The 18,077-nt window shown below is 72.3% G+C and carries 21 protein-coding genes; 7 read left to right on the top strand and 14 right to left on the bottom strand.

Features of this window, described 5'->3' with window-relative positions:
- Positions 1-128 precede the first annotated feature (128 nt).
- On the top strand, positions 129-233 hold the full coding sequence (locus ACFYXV_RS20080; protein ID WP_209441813.1) for a class III lanthipeptide: 105 nt from the start codon (positions 129-131) through the stop codon (positions 231-233).
- Between the two features lie 314 nt (positions 234-547).
- Here the strand turns inward: ACFYXV_RS20080 and ACFYXV_RS20075 are convergent, their stop codons facing one another.
- A complete protein-coding gene (locus ACFYXV_RS20075; RefSeq protein WP_385466379.1) occupies positions 548-796 on the bottom strand; it encodes a hypothetical protein in 249 nt (82 codons plus the stop codon).
- A 156-nt stretch (positions 797-952) separates the two neighbouring features.
- On the opposite strand from ACFYXV_RS20075, the gene ACFYXV_RS20070 reads away from it, so the two are divergent.
- From ACFYXV_RS20070 to ACFYXV_RS20050, 5 genes are all read left to right on the top strand, one after another.
- The gene (locus ACFYXV_RS20070; protein ID WP_389383644.1) at positions 953-2,317 is read left to right on the top strand and encodes a LuxR C-terminal-related transcriptional regulator; all 1,365 of its coding nucleotides are present in this window, start codon (positions 953-955) and stop codon (positions 2,315-2,317) included.
- A 190-nt stretch (positions 2,318-2,507) separates the two neighbouring features.
- The gene (locus ACFYXV_RS20065; RefSeq protein ID WP_389383643.1) at positions 2,508-3,227 is read left to right on the top strand and encodes a hypothetical protein; all 720 of its coding nucleotides are present in this window, start codon (positions 2,508-2,510) and stop codon (positions 3,225-3,227) included.
- 181 nt (positions 3,228-3,408) lie between these two features.
- Positions 3,409-3,861, top strand: a complete 453-nt coding sequence (locus tag ACFYXV_RS20060) for a VOC family protein (RefSeq protein WP_389383642.1) — start codon at positions 3,409-3,411, stop codon at positions 3,859-3,861.
- Between the two features lie 45 nt (positions 3,862-3,906).
- Positions 3,907-4,446, top strand: a complete 540-nt coding sequence (locus tag ACFYXV_RS20055; protein ID WP_385466391.1) for an ArsR/SmtB family transcription factor — start codon at positions 3,907-3,909, stop codon at positions 4,444-4,446.
- A 17-nt stretch (positions 4,447-4,463) separates the two neighbouring features.
- A complete protein-coding gene (locus tag ACFYXV_RS20050) occupies positions 4,464-5,744 on the top strand; it encodes an MFS transporter (protein ID WP_389383671.1) in 1,281 nt (426 codons plus the stop codon).
- Positions 5,745-5,758: 14 nt separating this feature from the next.
- Here the strand turns inward: ACFYXV_RS20050 and ACFYXV_RS20045 are convergent, their stop codons facing one another.
- The gene (locus ACFYXV_RS20045) at positions 5,759-6,658 is read right to left on the bottom strand and encodes a LysR family transcriptional regulator (RefSeq protein ID WP_383347521.1); all 900 of its coding nucleotides are present in this window, start codon (positions 6,656-6,658) and stop codon (positions 5,759-5,761) included.
- A 109-nt stretch (positions 6,659-6,767) separates the two neighbouring features.
- The gene (locus ACFYXV_RS20040) at positions 6,768-7,754 is read right to left on the bottom strand and encodes a LuxR C-terminal-related transcriptional regulator (RefSeq protein WP_389383641.1); all 987 of its coding nucleotides are present in this window, start codon (positions 7,752-7,754) and stop codon (positions 6,768-6,770) included.
- A gap of 187 nt (positions 7,755-7,941) precedes the next feature.
- Between ACFYXV_RS20040 and ACFYXV_RS20035 the strand changes: the two genes are divergently transcribed.
- Positions 7,942-8,142: a hypothetical protein gene (locus tag ACFYXV_RS20035; protein ID WP_385466400.1), complete on the top strand. Its 201-nt coding sequence runs from the start codon at positions 7,942-7,944 to the stop codon at positions 8,140-8,142.
- A 130-nt stretch (positions 8,143-8,272) separates the two neighbouring features.
- Here ACFYXV_RS20035 and ACFYXV_RS20030 read toward each other — a convergent pair whose 3' ends face one another.
- The 11 genes from ACFYXV_RS20030 to ACFYXV_RS19980 form a co-directional block, all read right to left on the bottom strand.
- The gene (locus ACFYXV_RS20030) at positions 8,273-9,301 is read right to left on the bottom strand and encodes a TauD/TfdA family dioxygenase (protein ID WP_389383640.1); all 1,029 of its coding nucleotides are present in this window, start codon (positions 9,299-9,301) and stop codon (positions 8,273-8,275) included.
- A 5-nt stretch (positions 9,302-9,306) separates the two neighbouring features.
- A complete protein-coding gene (locus tag ACFYXV_RS20025) occupies positions 9,307-10,404 on the bottom strand; it encodes an aspartate kinase (RefSeq protein ID WP_385466406.1) in 1,098 nt (365 codons plus the stop codon).
- Positions 10,401-11,459: an aspartate-semialdehyde dehydrogenase gene (locus tag ACFYXV_RS20020; protein WP_385466409.1), complete on the bottom strand. Its 1,059-nt coding sequence runs from the start codon at positions 11,457-11,459 to the stop codon at positions 10,401-10,403. The genes ACFYXV_RS20025 and ACFYXV_RS20020 overlap by 4 nt, the downstream gene beginning before the upstream one ends.
- Before the next feature lie 34 nt (positions 11,460-11,493).
- Positions 11,494-12,414, bottom strand: coding sequence for a transporter substrate-binding domain-containing protein (locus ACFYXV_RS20015; RefSeq protein WP_385466412.1), 921 nt, complete (start codon positions 12,412-12,414; stop codon positions 11,494-11,496).
- Entirely contained in the window at positions 12,411-13,733 is a 1,323-nt protein-coding gene (locus tag ACFYXV_RS20010; protein WP_389383639.1) for a methylaspartate mutase, read from the bottom strand. The genes ACFYXV_RS20015 and ACFYXV_RS20010 overlap by 4 nt, the downstream gene beginning before the upstream one ends.
- A complete protein-coding gene (locus ACFYXV_RS20005) occupies positions 13,733-14,221 on the bottom strand; it encodes a cobalamin B12-binding domain-containing protein (RefSeq protein ID WP_383347545.1) in 489 nt (162 codons plus the stop codon). Before ACFYXV_RS20005 ends, ACFYXV_RS20010 begins: the two co-directional genes overlap by 1 nt.
- Positions 14,222-14,341: 120 nt before the next feature.
- Positions 14,342-15,367: a LuxR C-terminal-related transcriptional regulator gene (locus tag ACFYXV_RS20000; RefSeq protein WP_389383638.1), complete on the bottom strand. Its 1,026-nt coding sequence runs from the start codon at positions 15,365-15,367 to the stop codon at positions 14,342-14,344.
- Positions 15,368-15,374: 7 nt separating this feature from the next.
- Positions 15,375-15,854: a DUF4188 domain-containing protein gene (locus tag ACFYXV_RS19995; protein ID WP_385466421.1), complete on the bottom strand. Its 480-nt coding sequence runs from the start codon at positions 15,852-15,854 to the stop codon at positions 15,375-15,377.
- Positions 15,855-15,863: 9 nt separating this feature from the next.
- Entirely contained in the window at positions 15,864-17,276 is a 1,413-nt protein-coding gene (locus ACFYXV_RS19990; protein ID WP_385466424.1) for an aldehyde dehydrogenase family protein, read from the bottom strand.
- Positions 17,273-17,671 carry a hypothetical protein gene (locus ACFYXV_RS19985; protein ID WP_385466427.1) on the bottom strand — a complete coding sequence of 133 codons (399 nt, stop codon included), beginning with the start codon at positions 17,669-17,671 and terminating at the stop codon, positions 17,273-17,275. The genes ACFYXV_RS19990 and ACFYXV_RS19985 overlap by 4 nt, the downstream gene beginning before the upstream one ends.
- Positions 17,664-18,077: an acyl carrier protein gene (locus ACFYXV_RS19980; RefSeq protein ID WP_385466430.1), complete on the bottom strand. Its 414-nt coding sequence runs from the start codon at positions 18,075-18,077 to the stop codon at positions 17,664-17,666. The genes ACFYXV_RS19985 and ACFYXV_RS19980 overlap by 8 nt, the downstream gene beginning before the upstream one ends.

Below are 18,077 nucleotides of genomic sequence, written 5' to 3'. Positions count from 1 at the left end.
AAATCGCCGAGGAGGAAGGCGGCCTGCTGCTCATGAGCAGCGCCAGCTTCCAGTGCCACAACACCAGCTTCCACTGAGCCACGGGTGACACACCCGTACGCGCGACCACGGAAAGGAGGTGAACCGACATGTCCATCCTCAACCTCCAGCAGCTGGAAATCGCCGAGGAGGAAGGCGGCCTGCTGCTCATGAGCAGCGCCAGCTTCCAGTGCCACAACACCAGCTTCCACTGAGCCACGGGTGACACACCCGCTCAGCCGGTGCGGTGACGGTCCGTTCGCGGATCAGAACGGTCTGCGGGGCATCGCCCCGCAGACCGTTCCGTCGTGTACGGCGACCGGCGTGGTCGCACGCAAGCAGAGCAATCGCGCGCCGCCGTACTGCCTTACTGCTCTACTGCCTTTGCTGCCCTTACTGCCCTTACTGCCCTTACTGCCCTTACTGCCCTTACTGCCCTTGCTGCCCTTCCACCGGGTTTGGGCCCACATCCACCCCAACCGGCGGCGGATGGATTCCGCCGCCCCCGCACCCGGTCACCCGGGCGGTCCTAGTTGAGCCGCCTGTGCGGGCAGTCTCCGGTGCCCCAGGCGGTGGTGGTGGCGCATTGGCCGTCGAGGTCGTTCTGGTCCTTCGGGTCGAAGCCCTCAAGGAGCGGGTTTCCCGGATCCTCGGCCGCCGCGCCGATGACCGTACCGGCGGTGGCCGCGCCCGTGCCCGCCGTCGTGCTCCCCACGCCCATCCACACCACGCCCGCGGCGGCCAGCACCGCCATCCCCCGTACGGTCTTCCTGATCACGGCAACTCCTCTGTGACGTATCGCAAGTTCCAGGTGGGGGGTTCCGGCCGGTCATGCCGTCGCCCCCTGCTGGTCCCGACTCTGCCAGCCGCGGGATGACAGCGGCAGACCCGTAGGGGATCATCTGTGTGCCATGCATCTTTAGGAGGCAAGCACATGGAGACGGGCATGGACGCGGGCATGCCCGAGGTCGACCACTCGGCGATCGTCCTCTACCGGTGGATGCTCGTGCAGGGCGGGCTCACCGCGTCGGCCCTGCCGAGGGCCGCGGCCGAGACCGGCCTGGGGGAGGAAGAATGCTCCGCCGCGCTCCGAACGCTCACCGACAGCTGTCTGGTACAGGCCGAGGGCGAGGGCTGGCAGGCCGTCAGTCCGCAAGCTGCGGGGGCGCGGCTGCTGTCCGGGCCGGAGGCCGCGCTGCGCGCGCACGAGGAACGGCTGCAGGCGCGCCGGGACGAACTCCAGCGTCGGCGGGACGCGTTCACGGGGCTGGTCCCCGTCTACCTCCAGGCGCGGCGGCACGCCTTTCCCCAGGGCACGATCGACCACCTGTCCGACCAGTTCGCGGTACGGGCGCTGCTGACGGAGGTCATCGACAACTGCCGCGAGGAGGTCCTCGTCTCCAAGCACGGCGGCTCTTTCCCGGAGGCCGCACTGCGCGAGGCGCTGCCGCGTGACCTGGCGCTGCTGGAGCGGGGTGTGCGGATGCGCAGCCTCTACCAGCACGCCACCCGCTTCGACCCGGCGACACGGGCTCACGCGGAGCGGCTGATCGAGGCGGGGGCGGAGGTCCGCACGCTCCCCGAGGTGCTCCCGCAGATGATCATCGTCGACGGGGAGCTGGGATTCCTGCCCTCCCGGTCGGGCGGGGCACTGCTGATCCGGGAACCGGACCTGCTCGGCTACCTGTTGGACGTCTTCCACCGCGACTGGGAGTACGCGACACCGTTCGCGACGGGCCCGCAGGCGGCGCACGACATCTCCGAGACGGTCAAGCAGAGCATCCTGGTCCTGCTGGCCAAGGGGCTGAAGGACGACTCGATCGCGCGGCGCCTGGGCATTTCGCTGCGGACCTGCCGTCGGCACGTCTCGGAGCTGCTGCTCGGGCTGGGCGCCCACAGCCGCTTCCAGGCCGGGGTGATCGCCGAGCGGCAGGGGCTGACGACGACGCGCCGGACGCCGCCGGAGGGGGCGGCGCCGGGTCCGGGCGCGGGCACGGCGCCCGGCACGGGTCCGGCCACGGTCCCTGGCACGGGCTCGGGCACGGCTCCGGGCACAGGCACGGGCACGGGCACGGTTCCGGTCGCCGGTCCGGTCTCCCCTGCGGAGCCGGGGGCGGCCGCTCCGCCGGGTCCGCCCCCGTGCTGCCCCGGCTGCGGTGCGGCGCTCCCGGCGGCGCAGGGCCGCCGCGCCGGGTCGGGCCGACCGGCCCGTCACTGCTCGGCCGCCTGCCGGGCGCGGGCGTACCGGAACCGCCGCAAGCGCGGGGCCGGGGGAAACGGGCCCACGGCCGAGGCGTGACGAAACACCGTCCCGTCACGAAATCCGAGTCCGCCCGGGGCCGTCGAGCCGATGGCGCCGACCCCGGACCCGTGTTCCGCCTGCCTGGTCGCGGGTTTCGGAGCCTTTGATCCAGAGGGTGGTGTGACACCATTCGTCGTGATTGTCCTCCGCGCCGTGACGGCGCCCGACGCGACATCCGAGGAAGAACATGCGTTGGAACGGCACACGTCGGACGGCCGCGTCGGCCGCACTCGCCGCACTGGTCGCCCTCGTCCTGGCGGCGCCTCCGGTCGGCGCCGAGCCCCGGTCCGGGACCGCGCCGCCGTTCGGGACCGAGGCCGCGCGGCAGGGCGGCTCCTCCCCGACCCCCGCTCCCCCACGCCTCCCCCGTGATTTCCGCGGCAAGGGCGAGTGGATCGTCCGGGACCTGGACATCACGGTGCCGTTCACCTGGCAGGGGAGGAACGGCGACAGCCAGATGACTGCCGGAGGCCCGCAGTACCCGATCTGGTTCACCAACCTGATCTACCACGGCACCCTTTACACACTGACGTACAAATGGCCCGGTCTGGACGAGCACCCCTGCTCGCGCATCCCCGGCTTCAGCCTGGAGGATCTGAACCAGGGGCTGGCGGGATCCCGGTTCGTGGGGCGCGAGACCTTGCGGCGCGCGCCGGAGCGGCGCGTGAACCACTGGAGGGTGGGTGTGGTCTTCCCGGAGCTGCCGCCCGGGAACCACCCGCGGTTGCCGCTCGCGCTGGGCGACATCTACGTCGACGAGAACGACCGGGGCACGTTCTGGCAGGTGCTGCAGTTCGGTGTCCAGAACCTCTACGACCCCGAGCTGGACGAGTGGCTGGTCATGGACACCTTCGAACACCGGCCCGGAACCGTGGCGCTCCCCCGGGAGTGCGAGCCGCCCAGGTGAGCGCCGGCACCGAGGTGGGTGCGAGCGCCTCGACGGTGCATGACGCGGTCCCAACCGGCAGCAACTGTGCGTGGCGGAAGGGCAACTGACGGGGCGCCCCAGTTCGGTGGCGGACCGGCCGGTCAGGTATATCCGCCGGGATAGGCTGCCGCCCCACCGTCCCCCGGGAAGGCAACTCTCCGTGACAGACCAGCCGCCGTCCGCCCCCGCCTCCGGCACGCTCCACCACATCGAGATCTGGGTACCCGACCTCGCCCGCGCCATCGCCGAGTGGGCGTGGCTCTTCGAAGACCTCGGCTACGTCCTCCACCAGAGCTGGGACCGCGGACGCAGCTGGAAACTCGGCCCCACCTACCTCGTCTTCGAACAGTCCCCCGCCCTCACCGGCCCGCGCCACGACCGCCGCGCGCCCGGCCTGAACCACCTCGCCTTCCACGTCGACACCCCCGAGCGGGTCGACCTGCTGACGGCGAAAGCCCGTCAGAACGGCTGGACGCTCCTCTTCCCCGACCGCCACCCGCACGCCGGCGGCGCCCGCCAGCACGCCGCCTACCTCGAGAACACCGACGGCTTCGAAATCGAGCTCACCACCCCGGCCCGCGTCCCGGACGGCAAGCTCCACGCGACGAGTTGAACAAAACCCCTTGCCCAATGGTCAAGAAACGTTGACCATTGAGGCATGGCTACCGATGACCTCCCCGAGACGTTCCGCGTCACCACAGACGAGCAGTTGCGCGCCGTCTCCAATCTCACGCGCCACCGCATCATGGCCGTGCTCCGCTTCGAGCCCGCGACGATCACGCAGATCGCCGAGCGCGTGGGCCTCGCGAAGGGCAGTTCCAGCTACCACGTACGGCTGCTGGAGCGGGCCGGCCTGGTGAAGGTGGTGCGCACGCGGAAGGTCCGGGGGGTCACCGAGCGGTACTACGCGATGGCCGCGCGGTCGATCGAGCTGCCGGATCCCGGCGACGGAGGGCCGGATGTGCTGATGCGGCACGCGGTGGCGGACCTGGAGGCAGCGCCGGCGGATGCCGAGCGGCACGTGCGCATGGCGCATCTGCGGCTCACCGACGAGCAGTTCGCGGAGTTGGGGGCGCGCCTGGACGCGCTGGCGGACGAGTACCGGCAGCTGTCCGACCCGTCGCTGCCGGACGCGTCGTTCGTCTTCGCACTCTTCCACCCGGCATCGGGCCGGCAGGCCGGAGGGGACGCCAAGTGATCTCGGACGCAAAGAAGTTGCCGACCGGCTTCGGACGGCTGTGGACCGCGCAGACGGTGTCCTCGCTCGGTGACGGGGTGACGCACGCCGCGCTGCCGCTGCTCGCGCTGACGCTGACGCGGGATCCGATGGCGCTCGCCGTCGTCACGGCCGCCGGAACCCTGCCGTGGGTGCTGTTCGGGGTGCTCGGCGGCGCGCTGGTGGACCGCTGGGACCGCCGGCGCACGATGTGGGTCACGGACGCGGCGCGCGCGGTGCTGCTCGCGATACCGGCGGCAGCGGCGGCGCTCGACGTGCTGAGCATCGCGCTGCTCGCGGCGGTCGCCTTCCTGCTCGGGCTCGGGGGACTCTTCTTCGACACGGCAGCCACGGCCTATCTGCCGGATCTGCTCGGCCGCGATCCCGCGGTCCTGGAGCGCGCCAACTCCCGCCTGCGCGGCACCCAGACCGCCGCGGCCGGCTTCGCCGGGCCGCCCGCGGGCAGCGCCCTGCTCGCACTCGGGCGGGCGGTTCCGCTGCTCGCCGACGCAGTGTCGTTCGCCCTCTGCGCACTGCTCGTACGGTCACTGCCCGCCGTGCCCCGGCCCGTACCGCAGGCCCGTGAGTCGCTGCTGCGGCAGGCGCGGGCCGGTGCCTCGTACGTGTTCCGCAACCAGTTGCTGCTCGGGCTCGCGCTGCGTCCGGCGGTCGGGAACATCGCCTTCCTCGCGGTGGAGACCGTACTCGCCCTCTTCGCGCACGACCGTCTCGGCATCGGCACCTTCGGCTTCGGCCTGCTCCTCACGGCGGAGGCCACCGGCGGTCTGCTGGGCGCGGCCATCGCCTCCTTCCTCGGCCGGCGGCTGGGCACCGGGACCGCGCTGACCTGCACGGCCGCGGTCGAGGGGCTCGCCATCCTGGGCCTGGCCGCCGCACCCGACGCGTACGTCGCCGGCCTCGCGCTCGCCGTCTGCGGGGCGGGCATGGGCGCCACGATGGTGCTCGGCCCCTCCCTGCGGCAGGCCATCGTCCCCGCCCACCTGATGGGCCGGGTCGCCTCCACCTCCCGCATGCTCTCCATGTGCGCCGCGCCGTTCGGTGCCTTCCTCGGCGGCTGGCTGGCCACCGTCTTCGACGTGCGCACCCCGCTCTACACCGCCGCCGGTCTCCTCCTCGCCATGACCGCCGTCACCGCGAGCATGACCGGCAACCGGCGGGTCGAGGCGGCGCTGCGTGCGGCCGCCCCGGCCGGCGCTGCGGATCACCCGGCGTCCGGGGAACCCGTCGAGGAGCGGGCCGTTCAGGGCTCCGCGACCTGAGCGCCGCCGCCCGGTCAGTGGGCGGCGTACTCCTCGGACAGGAAGCGGATGGTCTGGTCGATGAAGGTGCGCATCTCGCGCGAGAGTGTCTTGCCGCGGCGCCAGGCGATCTGCGTGTGGACCTCGAAGGGGATCGGCCAGGGGAGGGCTTCGAGGGTGCCGGCTTCCAGGGAGTCGGCGACCGTGGCCGTCGGGAGGAGGCTGATGCCCAGGCCCGCGGCCACGCCCCGTTTGATGGATTCGATGGTGCCGAACTCCAGGAAGGGCAGCGACTCGCCCGTCCCGTCGTTCAGTTCCGCCTCGAAGAGCTCCCGGTAGGCGCAGCCGGCTTCGGCCGAGATGACGCGTACGCCCCGCAGGTCATCGGTGGTCACCTTCTCCGCCAGGGTCAGCGGGTGGCCCGGGGCGGCGACCACGGTCAGCGGTTCGGAGCCGAGGATCTCGGTCTGGACCCCGGGGTGGCGCGTCTCGGCCTCCATGAGGAAGCCGAGGTCGAACAGGCCCTGGCGCAGGGCGTGGCAGGTCTCGGCGCAGAGGCTGGGACGCAGGACGATCTGGAGCGCCGGGTGGCGGTGGTGGAAGAACTCCAGGAGCATCGGCATGCGGTAGGAGGTGATGCTCTCCATCGAGCCGACGGTGAGCACCCCGGCCGGCTCGTCGGAGCCGAGCGCCGCCCCCCGGGCCTCACCGGCGAGGGCCAGCATCTGCTCGGCGTACGGCAGGAGGCGGCGGCCGGCCTCGGTGAGTTCGACCCGGCCGCCGAGACGGTCGAAAAGGCTCACCTCCAGTGATTCCTCCAGGCTCTTGACGTGGCCCGTGACGCTGGATTGCGCGTACTTCAGTTCAATCGCCGCGCGGGTGAAGCTGAGCAGCGTCGCCACCTTGTGGAACGTCGCCAACTGCCGAATGTCCATGTCTCCCCCATGGCTCGGTTTTCGCCGAACTTGCAGCGCCGACACAAGGGAATCAGGAACGGGAAGGTGCGGCCAGAAATTCCGCATGTCAAGTAGCGGACACCGCCCGTCAGGAACTTGACACACCATCGCCATCGGGGATCAATCCCTGGCGGGTGAGCACTATCCCGGCCTGGAAACGGCTGGTGGCGCCGACCTCGTTCATGATGGCGGAAATATGGCGGCGGCATGTCCGGGTGGCCATTCCCAGGCGCCTGGCGATCACCTCGTCCTTGAGCCCCATCGCCATCAGGCGGATGACCGACATCCGCAGCTCCTCGGTGTGGTGGTACTCCGCGGCTCCGCCGGTGTCGAAGACCTGGCTGCCCTGCCAGTCGGACTCGAAGGAGCGGCACAGGTAGGCGACGACCGTGGGGTCCGTCACGAGGGCCGCGCCGGGCGGCACCTTGCCCTTGCGTTCCTTGGGTATGAAGGCGAGCTTGCGGTCGTAGATGATGAGCCGCTCGGAGAGTTCCTCCGCGACGCGGACCTCGGCGCCGGCTTCGCAGATCTGGCGCACGTAGGAGCGCGTGGCCAGGCTGGCCGAGGCGGTGCTCTGGTAGAGGGTCCGGATCCGGACACCGCGCTGGCGGAGCTCCAGGGTCTGTAACAGGTCCTGTTCGAGCAGTTCCGCGCTGCGGCCGCCGCCCGGCTGGAGGGTGATGCGCTCCTCGGTGCAGCGCCGCCTCGCGAGATCGATCTCGCGCCGGACGTCCTCGAAGTCGTCCAGGACGCGGATGGGTACGTCCTCGGCCACGGGCTGGACGCGCGAGCGGTACATGGCCGACAGCGCCTGCAGCTGCTGGTGGATCCCGGAGATCTCGCGGCGCCGGTGGGCGATGGCCAGCTCCAGCGGCGTCACCAGCTCGGCCTCGGCGATCTCCGGGTCGAGCGCCACCACGGCGCGGTCGTCCCCCGCGGAGGCGAGCAGCCTGAGGTTCTGGAGGACCTTGCGGGCCTCGGTGATCAGGTGCACCTCGACCCCGAGGGAGCGGGCGACGTCGTCGTCCGCGAACGAACCCGTGCGGAGCGCGTACTCGTAGGTCGCAACGGCCACTTCGTCCAAAGGGTGGTGCTCGGTCACGGTCAGCCCCCGCCTGAATGTCCGATTTGCCGCTATCCACTTATGGCCGCTCCATCATAGGACATCCCTGGCCACTCGAACTCGATCTTTAGAAGTGTGAGATTTCCAGTGCGGCGCAGAGAGCACCGCACACAACCGAGGCATACCAGGGGATAGCGACATGAGCGCACGTACTTTCCTGACCCAGGGCATCGCCGCCGCAGTTCTGGCAATCGGAGTGATTCATTCAGCCGGGCTGGCGGGCGTGACGGCTTCCGCCGGAGAAACGCGGCAGCACACGGTGATTAACGCCGACGACAAGTGGGACATCCCCATCCCCCGCGGTGCCCAGCCGCCCGTTCCCGGCGACGGAAATTCCTGATTCGACTCCACAGAACCGAGGATTCACTGTGTCCCGTACGCGTTTCCCCGCGAATACGCACCAGGTTTTCCACACGGATTCCGGAACCCTCCACTGGCCGCGGCGGCTCTCGTAGGCGCCCGCCGTCCGATCAGAAGTGCACGCGGCGGTCCTGCGGAGTCACCCGATAGCGGATGTCCCACAGGCTTCGTCGCACGTAGGTCCGCTGGAGCCAGCGGTCCCGGCCGTCATGGCGGGCGCCGAAACGCGACCGGGCGTGAACGCCCTTGCGATTGTTGACCAGCAGGGCCTGACCCGGCTCCAGCCGGACGGCGTGCGCCACCGCGCGGCACGTCTCCTGGAGCCGCTCGAAAGCTGCCCCGGCATCCCGGTTCAGCGCGCGCACACCATTGGCCGACACCGTGATCTCCGGAGAGGCCTCGCCGCCGCTGATGATCGGCACCGGTTCGGAGAGCACCTCCGCACCGCCCGCGACACTGCGGGTGTAGCTGCCCGGCGCGTTGAGCCGGAAGAACGGACCGCGCAGGAGTTCCAGCGCGTCCGGCGGCAGCTGCCCGCAGATGTCGCGGGCATCGGCGTAGTAGGTGACCGCATCCCCGAAGGGGCCGGCGCGCAGGCAGTTGAGCACCAGGAAGTCCGGGTTGGCGAGGTCGTAGCGGCCCGTCGCGTCGTACGTGATGTCGCTGTGGAAGTTCAGGAAGACCGCGGAGCTCTGGTTGGTCTGGGTCCTTTCCCCGCCGGCGACCGGGACGACGTCGTGGATCAGCCGGCCGGCCTTCTCCGTGAGCACGCCGAGGGGTTCTCCGAGGAGGCCGCTCAGGCCCAGCAGCACTCCCTCGCTGACGAACCCGCTCTTGTCCCGGCCGGGCCCGCCGTCGAGCGGGGTCGGGCCGGTCCGCGCGTCGACGGGCAGGTTGCGCACCAGGGCGACCCCGGGCGTGTCGTTGTACCGGCCGAAGTCCAGTACGGAGCGCAGCAGGTCGAGGGGGAGCATCGCGAACACCTGGTGGCAGCGGGCCGCCGCCCGGTCGACGTCCTCGCCCGGGTCGGGCAGGGCACTCAGCTCCCGGCCGATCGCCTCCCGCACGGCATCCGGCAGCGCCAGGTCCGCGAAGGTCGCGTCCCTGTTCCCCGGCACGGTCGTGATGGTTCCGCTCATGTCGCTCACGCCTCCACTCGTATGCCGGTCCGGCTCGCGGCCGGGAAGTCCATTCCGTCGTGCAGCCGTTGCGCCAGGCGCACGGCGTCCTCGCTCCCGGGGGCCACGTGCATGGTCACCTTGCTGCCCCGCACCTCCGCAACGGGCACGCCCGCGGCCCTGCCGGCCTTGATGCCGTGCTTGCGCTGGAGGGCGTCCGTGTCGACGTACCCGCCGACGACCGCCACCGACGGCCTGCGGTTCAGCCGCACCGTGTCGAGTCCTTCGAGGTGGAACGCGTGGTGGGCGGAGTCGGCGTGCGCGTCGTCCGGGTAGTCGAGCACCAGGGAGCGCTGGTCGAAGACCACCGCCGCCGTCTGGGTTCCGACCCCGCTGATCGTCGTGCCCGTCTCGTACGGGGCGCGGTTGTGGCGCAGCACGATCTCGATCCGGTGCCGCAGCGCGAGCTGCACGGAGCGGCGGTGCAGCACCTTCGCCCCGTACAGCGACATCAGCGCCGCCATGTTGTACGAGACCCGCGGGAGCATGCGGGCCCCGGCGATCAGGTGGGGGTCGGAGGTGTAGATCCCGTCGACGTCCGAGTGGATCTCGCACACGCGGCTGCCGACGGCCCGGGCCACGGCCAGGGCCGACAGGTCGGAGCTGTTCTTGCCCAGCCAGGTCGGGCGGCCTTCGCCGTCCACCGCCTGTCCCCCGGGCACCACCACCACCTCGTGTTCCGACAGCGCCTTGAGCAGCGGGGCCGGATCGGTGTCGACCACACGGGCCCACAGGAAGGAGGCGTTCGTGGTCAGGCCGAGCTGGTGGCCCGCGAGCACGGTCGCGCTGCGCCCCCTGCGGTGCAGGGCGGTGGCCAGCAGATGGGCGCTGACCAGGTCGGCGGTGGTCAGCAGGCCGGCGCCGGTCGCGGCCTCGGGCTGCCGGTTGACCTCGTGCAGCCGCCCGCGCAGCCCCTCGGTCTCGCCGTGCATCGCGCTGACGACCACGGCCATCGGGCGGGCCTCGGACCGGATGCGCTCGTCGAGCCCGCGCGCGAGCTCGTCGTAGGCGCCGTGGGTGGGGAAGGTCGATCCGCCGAACTTCAGTACCACGGGAGTCTTCACCGGGTGCCGCCCGCCAGGAAGCCGCGGCCGAGGACGTACTCGGCGATCTGGATCGCGTTCAGGGCCGCGCCGACGCGGAGGTTGTCGGAGACCAGCCACAGCCAGAACCCCCGCGGATTGTGCGGCGACACCCGTACCCGGCCCACGTGCACGTGATCGGGGTGCCCCGCCTTCAGGGGGGTCGGGAACGACGCCCGGTTCTCGGCGTCGTGCACGGTGACCTCGGGCTGCGCGGACAGCAGGGCGATCAGCTCGTCGCGGTCGACCGCGGCGTCCGCCTCGATCCACACCGCTTCGGAGTGGCAGTTGACCACGGGGACGCGGACGCAGGTGGTGGTGACGTCCAGATGGGCCAGATCGAGGATCTTGCGGGACTCCCGCACCATCTTCTCTTCCTCCAGGGTGAATCCGCTGTCCTGGAGCACGTCGATGAAGGGCACCACGTTGAACGCCAGCGGCGGCCGGAACCGCTCGGCCGGCAGCTCCGCGTCGGGGTCCCGCAGCGCCAGGTCGCTGCCCTCCAGCAGCTCCTCGACGCCGTGGTGGCCCTGGCCCGAGGCGGCCTGGTAGGTGCTGACGACGGCCTGGCGCACGCCCCAGCGGCGTTCCACCGGCTGGAGCACGCGGACCAGCGGGATGGTGGAACAGTTGGGGTTGGCGATGATGCCGCTCTCGGGCGGCTCGTCCAGGGTGCGGGAGTTGACCTGGGGCACGACGAGCGGGGTGCCCGGGTCCATCCGGAAGGCGTTGGTGTTGTCGATGACCAGGGCGCCCTTGGCGACGGCGCCCGGTACCCACTCGGCGCTGACGCCGGTGCCGGCGGAGAAGAAGGCCAGGTCGACGAGGCCGAAGTCGAAGTCCTCCAGGGCCTGGACCTCGTACGGCCTTCCGCCCACCGGGATCATCCGGCCCGCGCTGCGCGACGAGGCGACCAGGTGGAGTTCGCGGTGGCGCAGCGCCCTTTCCTCCAACAGCTCGATGAGGGTGCTGCCCACGGCTCCGGTCGCGCCGACGATGGCGATGCGCGGAGCGGCGGGGTCGGTGACGAGCGTCATCAGACTTCTCCGTTCGGGACGAGGGGACGGCGGGTCAGTGCAGCGGTACCGGGTAGTGCAGCCCGCCCGCGGTCCACAGCCGGTTGAGACCGCGCGGCACATCGAGGCCGGACGCGGCGCCGAGGTTGCGTTCGTAGACGTCCGCGTACGTGCCGACGGCGGCGAGCACCCGGTCGGCCCACTGCTCGTCGAGGCCGACGGCCGGGCCGTGGGGGTTCGCGCGACGGGCCGCGGCCCCGGGCGTCTCGTACTCGGCGGCCAGGAGCAGTTGCAGGACCCAGCGGACGAGCCGGAACCAGTACGGGTCGGTCTCGTGGACCGCGGCCGCCATCGGCTCCCGGGATATCGACGCCGGGAGGATGTGGTGGTCGCGCGGCCTGGGCAGTCCCGCCCGGGCGCCGGCGAGGGCGGTGCGGTCCAGTACGTAGGCGGCGCAGGACCCGTCCGCGTAGGCGGCCAGGGCCTCGGCGGGGTCGTCGTAGGCGACGGGTTCGACGCTCAGGCCGCGGGGGCCGTACCAGGCGTCCAGGTTGACCGCGGTGGTGCAGCCCCGGTGGACCGCGAGGCGGTGGCCTGCGAGATCGGCGGGCCCGGTGAAGCCCGCGTCCGCGCGGACGAGGAAGCCTTCCCCGTCGTAGCAGGTGACGCCGGCGAAGAGCACCCGTCGGGCGGCCTCCCGGCCCATCGTCCAGGTCAGGTTGCAGACCGTCAGGTCCGCGCGGCCCGCTTCGAGCGCCGCCAGCCGGTCGTCGGCCTTGACCGGGCGCCAGTCGACGGCCTCGGGGTCACCGAGGGCGGCCGCGGCGACGGCGCGCGCGATGTCGGTGTCGAGACCGGTCCAGCGTCCGCCGGGAGTGCGCAGCGACAGGCCGTGGATGCCCTGGGAGACGGCGGCCCGCAGGGCCCCGCGGACGCGTACGGCCCGCAGGGTGGCCGTCGAGGCCGGGCGCGTCACGACGCACGCCCGTACGGGGCCTCGGGTGAGCGGCTGTCGAAGCGGCGGCGGTTGAAGCCGAGCAGTTCGATCAGCTGCCCGGCGGTGACGGGGGCGGCGGCGGCCGTGGGCGGCGGCGTCACGGGCATGCCGCCGGCCCGGCTCCAGCCGAGCGCGCCCGTCGCGTCGATGGTGGCGCGGGAGCGGTTGGCGTTGTCGGGGTGCAGGCAGTAGGGCACGTCGAGGATCCCGCGGGCGAAGGCCCGCAGCAGGCACGCGCCGACACCGCCGCCCGGCTCCAGCACGGCGTCGACGAGCGTGCGGGCCTCTTCGTAGAGGCCGGACTCGGTGGGGCTCCACCGGGCGGCGCCGTCTTCGGCTCCGGCGCCGTCCCCGGCACCGGTCCCGGGCGCACCGGCGGCGGCCTGTGCCTCGGCCGCGCGGGCCGCGTGGACGAGTGCCGCCACGTTCTCCGCGACCGTGGGGATGCGGTGCGCCTCGGCCGGGGTCTTGACGACGAGCCGTTCGGCGCCGCCGCGTACGGCGAGGCGGGCGCTGTCCGCGAGGAGGCGGCGGCTGCCGTGCCCGGTGCGCGGGAAGACCCCCATGAAGGTGTACAGCACGATGTGGTGGGCGGTGCCGGACAGCCGCTCGTCCGCGAGCCGGCGCAGCGCCGCGAGGGCCTCCAGGTCCTGCCCGGGGTGGACCTGCTGGGCGTAGCTGAGGGAGATCCCCCGCAGGCCGTGCTCCCGGAAGAAGAGCGCTTCCAGGACCGAGAGCGCGACCAGCAGGGACGGCGGGCACAGCTGTCCCAGCATGCAGCCGCCGAAGGTCTCCATGTGGGGCGGTACGGGCCGGGCCGCGAGCAGTTCGCAGCCGGCGCTCCATTCGGCGACGGCTCGCGCCAGCGGGACCCGGCCGTAGGGCAGGCAGTACGAGACGGGTCCGCCCTCGGTGGCGTCCGCGCCGGCCTCGGCCAACGCCCGCAGCAGCCGCACCGGGCGGGGCGTGCCGTGGCGGATCTGCACGGGGAAGCCGGCCGACGCGACCTCCTGGAGGAGGGTGCGCACCGCCGGGACCCCGTGGGCGAGGAGCGGGAAGCCGTTGAGGTCGGCGGGGCGTTCGCGCAGGGCGCGCAGGGCGGCCCCGTCCTCGTGGCACCGGGTGTAGCTGTCCACGGTGACGGTGCCCACGGTGGTGGCGTCCGCGTCGCGTACGGCGCGCAGGCCGGCGCGCATGCGGTGGAGTTCGCCGAATCCCATCCGGGGCTGGACGACGAGGTGTCCGGCGTCGCGGGCGCGTCGCACGAAGCCGGTGAACCGGTCGGTGGTGCCGTCCATCAGGCCGCTGCCCCGGGTCCCGCGGCGCACCGCGTGCCCGGGCGGTCGTCGGCGAGACGGGCGAGGAAGGTCTCGAACCGGAGGAGGCCCGCGTCGGGGCCGCCCTCGGCCGCGTCGTCGAAGACGGCGTCGTACCCGGCGGCGGTCAGGTGCGCGGCGGTGGCGCCCGCGTGGTCGCGGCCGTCGATGCCGAGCTTGCCGCCGATGACGACGGGCAGGCCGCGCAGGGCCGGTACGGCGCGCAGGGCACGGATCAGGCGCAGGCCGTCGAGCCGGCCGTGGCCGTTGACGGAGCTGATGACCAGCAGGTCGGGGCGTTCGGTGCGGCAGGCCCGGAGGATCTCGGCGTCGGGCGTCGTGCTGCCGAGGTTCGACACGTGGTGGCCCCGGTCCTCCAGGAGCAGTTGGAGGTAGACCAGGTTCCACATGTGGGCGTCGGAGGACAGGCCGGAGACGACGGTCCGCAAGCGGCGCTTTGTGGAGATCATGCCGTTCATTCGATCCCCCCGGGGGTATCTGAGCGATCAGTCGTGGCAACTATCCACTTCGCCCGACGGCCCGGTCCAGCCGCGCGGGCGGCGAATGCCGATGCGGCCGATCAGGCATTCCTATGCGTCGCGGTCCTGCTCCCGGGGGTCCCCGAGGAGGCCGAGCCGCTCGGCCGCCACGCCGAGCTGGAAGCGGGTCTCCACCCCGAGCTTCTCGCACAGTCCGGCCAGGTAACGCCGCATGGTCCGGGTGGAGATGCCCAGTTTGCGCGCGATGAAGTCGTCCGACCTGCCGCGCGCCAGATGCCGCAGGACGGCCGCCTCGACGTCCTCGAAGACATGGCCGGCCGCGCTGCCCGGGCCACTCGCGCCGACCGGCTCCGCGTGCTCCCAGATGTGGTCGAAGATCACGGTGAGGAAGGCGACCACGGTCGGGTCGCGCAGCACCGCGGCGCCGCCCGCCCCCGCGGGGACGACCGCGGTCTCCTCGTCGAGGAGGATCAGCCGCCCCGGTACCACCGCTGCGGTGCGGACCTGGGCGCCGAGGCCGTCCAGGAGCGTCATGTGGTGCAGCGCCTCGCGCTGCCGGCGGGCGGTGTGCGGCAGCACCGTCCGGTACCGCACCCCGCGCGCCAGGAGGTCGCGGTCGAGTTCCCGGGCGGCGCGCAGCGTCTCGGGGCTGCCGAGGGTGGGGTGCACCGTCAGCACGCTGCGGCGCACCTGGGCCGACAGCTCGGCGAACCGCCGGCGCACGGCCGCGCCGTCGGTGAGCAGTTCGGTTCCGGTTCCCTCCAGCTCCCGGCGTCGGTGGCCCTCGTACAGCGCGCCCAGTGGGCCGAGTTCGCGGCGCGTGGAGTCGATGCGGCGCATCAGCTCGTGCACCCGGACGTGGGCGGAGGCGGTCAGCGCGAGCGCCGCGAGCCCCGGGGAGAGCGCCTCGTGGCGGTACGGTCCGTCCGGGCTCAGGAGCCCGCGGTCCGTGAGCCGGCCGACCGACTCGGCGAGGCGCGCGGGCGGGATGCCGAGCCGTTCGGCCGCCTCGTCGGCGTCCGGCGACACCTCCAGGAACTGGCGGTAGACGGCGACGTCCTGGGGGGTGAGCAGGCCGTCGGACGGGAGGACCTCGTGTTCCGGGGCCGTGCTCACGGCGGCCTCAGGCCTTCCCCGTGCCGCTGGCGCCCGGCACGGGGGGCCGCGTGCGCTGCGGGACGGACTCGGTGGCGGCGGCGATGCCGAACACCGGCATGTTCCGGTAGACGGTGTGCATCCGCTCCGGGTCGACGACGTAGGCCTCGTGGAAGATCCCGACGGCGCCGCCGTTGCCGATCGCGCGGTTGAACCAGGCCCACTTCGAGCGGTGCCTGGCGGCCGCGTTGTGCGAGTAGCGCATCAGGTCTTCCATGGTGCGCCAGTACTGGAGCACGACCACGGTCCGGTTGAACCAGGTCCGCGAGTACAGGAAGCCGTGGTCCTTGTCCTTGCTCACCTCGATCAGCATCGGGATCATCGCGCAGAACGCCGGCACCCAGCGGTGCACCATCCAGAACTTGTTGACGCGGATGCCGATCAGCAGCACCACGGTGCCTTCGGGAGCCGCGGCTATCCGCGGTTCCTTGACGACCTTGAGGTCCATTGTTTCCTCTCAGAAGGGGTAGGAACGCGCCGGGGTGCTGGTGGTGAGGGTGTGCCAGCGGGTGAAGGCCTCGCGGGCCGCCTCGCCGCCGAAGCCGGAGGAGTTGCCCGAGGCCCCGATCCCGCCGAACGGCAGTCGCGGGTCGTGGTTGACCGGCTGGTCCCCGACGTGGACCACGCCGCAGCGCAGTTGGGCGGCGAGGGCACGGCCCCGGCCGGCGTCGGAGGTGTAGACGGCCGCGGTGAGCCCGTGGTCGCTGGTGTTGGCGAGCTCGACCGCCTCCGCCTCGTCGGCGAAGGAGGTGACGCAGGCCACGGGGCCGAAGACCTCGGTGTGGAAGACGGACATCTTCGGCGTCACGTCGGCCAGGACCGTCGGCGGGAAGTACCCGCCCTGGACGCGCCCGCCGGTGACCAGGCGGGCGCCTTGGGCGACGGCGTCCTCGACGGCGGAGGCGATCCGGGTGAGCTGCCCGCGGTCGATGACCGGTCCGATCTGGGCGTCCGTCCGGTAGGGGTCGCCGATGCGCAGGGCCGCGGCGTGGCGGGCGAGGGCATCGGTGTAGCGCTCGTACACGTCCCGGTGGACGAGGTGGCGGCGGGCGGCCATGCAGATCTGGCCCTGGTGGAGGAAGGAGCCCCAGGAGCCGGCGGAGGCCGCCGCCTCGATGTCGGCGTCCGGCAGGACGACGAAGGCGTTCTGCCCGCCCAGTTCCAGCACCACCCGCTTGAGCAGCCGTCCCGCGGCGGCCCCTATCTCCCGGCCCACCTCGGTGGATCCGGTGAACGACACCATGGCGACGCCGGGGGCCTCCACCAGCGCCGCGCCCGCCTCGGCGTCGCCGTACACCACTTCCAGTACGCCCTCGGGCAGCCCGGCCTCGGCCAGGACCTCGGCGAAGAGGCGGCCGCCGCTCAGCGGGGTGTGCGGATCGGGCTTGAGCAGGACGGTGTTGCCGAGGCCGAGGGCGGGGGCGACCGAACGCATGCCGAGCAGGAGCGGGAAGTTCCAGGGCACGATCACCCCGACGACGCCCAGGGGCAGGCGCCGTACCTCGCTGTCGCGGCCCGGGTCGGAGCCGGGGCCGTGCGCCGGCCCGGGGGCGGTGGCCAGTTCGGCGCCGTGGCGCAGTTCGGCGGCGCCCGCGTGGACCTCGTAGAAGGCCTTCCCCCTGATGGATCCGCCCTCGCGCACGAGGAGGTCCTGGGCCTCCTGGGCGCGCTCCAGCAGCAGGTCGGCGGCGCGGCTCAGGATCGCGGCCCGTTCGGCGCCGGGCGTGGCGGCCCACGCCGGGGCGGCCGCGGCCGCCCGGCGGGCCGCGGATCGCACCGAGCCGGGGGTGGCCAGCGGGACGCTGCCCAGTTCCTCACCGGTGGTGATCTCGCGGCTCGTCAGCAGGGCGGCTTCGGTGACGGTGCTCACCTGGGTACCTCGGTTTCTCGGGGGGTGGGAGGGGTGGCGGCGCGGGTGAGGACGGCGTGCGCGGTGACCCGGCCCGCGCGGGTGGTCACCGAGAGGGCGACGTCGCCGTGCAGGACGCTGCGCGCGTACGGGGCGACCTCCCCCTTGAACAGCAGGGTCCAGGGGCCCTCGCCGTCGCCGCGGAGCGCGATGTCGCCCCACCTGGCCGCGATCCGGGGCGGTGCGGCGAGGGCGCGCAGGGTGGCCTGGCGCAGTGCCCAGCGGACGGCCGGGGAGCCGGTGGTCGCGGGGAGCCGCAGCGCCTCGGGGCCGTGCCGGGCGATCAGGTAGTCGACGGCGGCGGCGTCGACGCTGTAGCTGCCCACGCGCAGGACTCCGTCGCCGTGCTCAGGCATGGGCGGCGGCCTGTCCTTCGGCGAGCAGGTTCTCGACCATGGAGATGAGGTTCGCTATCGACAGTTCGGAAAGCATCCGGTCGAGGGTGAGGCTTCCCGCCCAGCGGTCGGTGTCGAGTTGGGGCATGACGGTGTGCAGGCGGCTCAGTCCGCGCCCGCTGATGATTCCCCGCGCGTCGCAGAACTCCGCGTCGGGAACGTCTCCTTGGAGGTACCGGCCGCATTTCTCGACCGTGAGGACGACCGGTGCGCTGCATTCGATGCGGAAGAAGATGTCGAGGAGATCCAGCGATTCCAGACCGAGGTCGGCGGAGAAGACCAGATCCGTTCGGTAAAGGGCGGCGGGGATGTCCAGCGTGTCGATGACGATGGACCGCACCAGTTCGCCGACGTCGTAGTGGGACAT

It is taken from the genome of Streptomyces sp. NPDC002181, assembly GCF_042890485.1.
Lineage (GTDB): Bacteria > Actinomycetota > Actinomycetes > Streptomycetales > Streptomycetaceae > Streptomyces.
The sequence above is the reverse complement of the archived record's forward strand: the minus strand, read 5'-3'. Positions and strand labels throughout refer to the sequence as shown.

Excerpts from the sequence above, each read along its gene's own strand:
- ACFYXV_RS20080 (WP_209441813.1), top strand. The coding sequence starts at position 129 with ATGTCCATCCTCAACCTCCAGCAGCTGGAAATCGCCGAGGAGGAAGGC.
- ACFYXV_RS20070 (WP_389383644.1), top strand. The coding sequence starts at position 953 with ATGGAGACGGGCATGGACGCGGGCATGCCCGAGGTCGACCACTCGGCG.
- ACFYXV_RS20065 (WP_389383643.1), top strand. The coding sequence starts at position 2,508 with ATGCGTTGGAACGGCACACGTCGGACGGCCGCGTCGGCCGCACTCGCC.
- ACFYXV_RS20055 (WP_385466391.1), top strand. The coding sequence starts at position 3,907 with ATGGCTACCGATGACCTCCCCGAGACGTTCCGCGTCACCACAGACGAG.
- ACFYXV_RS20045 (WP_383347521.1), bottom strand. The coding sequence starts at position 6,658 with ATGGACATTCGGCAGTTGGCGACGTTCCACAAGGTGGCGACGCTGCTC.
- ACFYXV_RS20035 (WP_385466400.1), top strand. The coding sequence starts at position 7,942 with ATGAGCGCACGTACTTTCCTGACCCAGGGCATCGCCGCCGCAGTTCTG.
- ACFYXV_RS20030 (WP_389383640.1), bottom strand. The coding sequence starts at position 9,301 with ATGAGCGGAACCATCACGACCGTGCCGGGGAACAGGGACGCGACCTTC.
- ACFYXV_RS20020 (WP_385466409.1), bottom strand. The coding sequence starts at position 11,459 with ATGACGCTCGTCACCGACCCCGCCGCTCCGCGCATCGCCATCGTCGGC.
- ACFYXV_RS20010 (WP_389383639.1), bottom strand. The coding sequence starts at position 13,733 with ATGGACGGCACCACCGACCGGTTCACCGGCTTCGTGCGACGCGCCCGC.
- ACFYXV_RS20005 (WP_383347545.1), bottom strand. The coding sequence starts at position 14,221 with ATGATCTCCACAAAGCGCCGCTTGCGGACCGTCGTCTCCGGCCTGTCC.
- ACFYXV_RS19995 (WP_385466421.1), bottom strand. The coding sequence starts at position 15,854 with ATGGACCTCAAGGTCGTCAAGGAACCGCGGATAGCCGCGGCTCCCGAA.
- ACFYXV_RS19985 (WP_385466427.1), bottom strand. The coding sequence starts at position 17,671 with ATGCCTGAGCACGGCGACGGAGTCCTGCGCGTGGGCAGCTACAGCGTC.
- ACFYXV_RS19980 (WP_385466430.1), bottom strand. The coding sequence starts at position 18,077 with ATGTCCCACTACGACGTCGGCGAACTGGTGCGGTCCATCGTCATCGAC.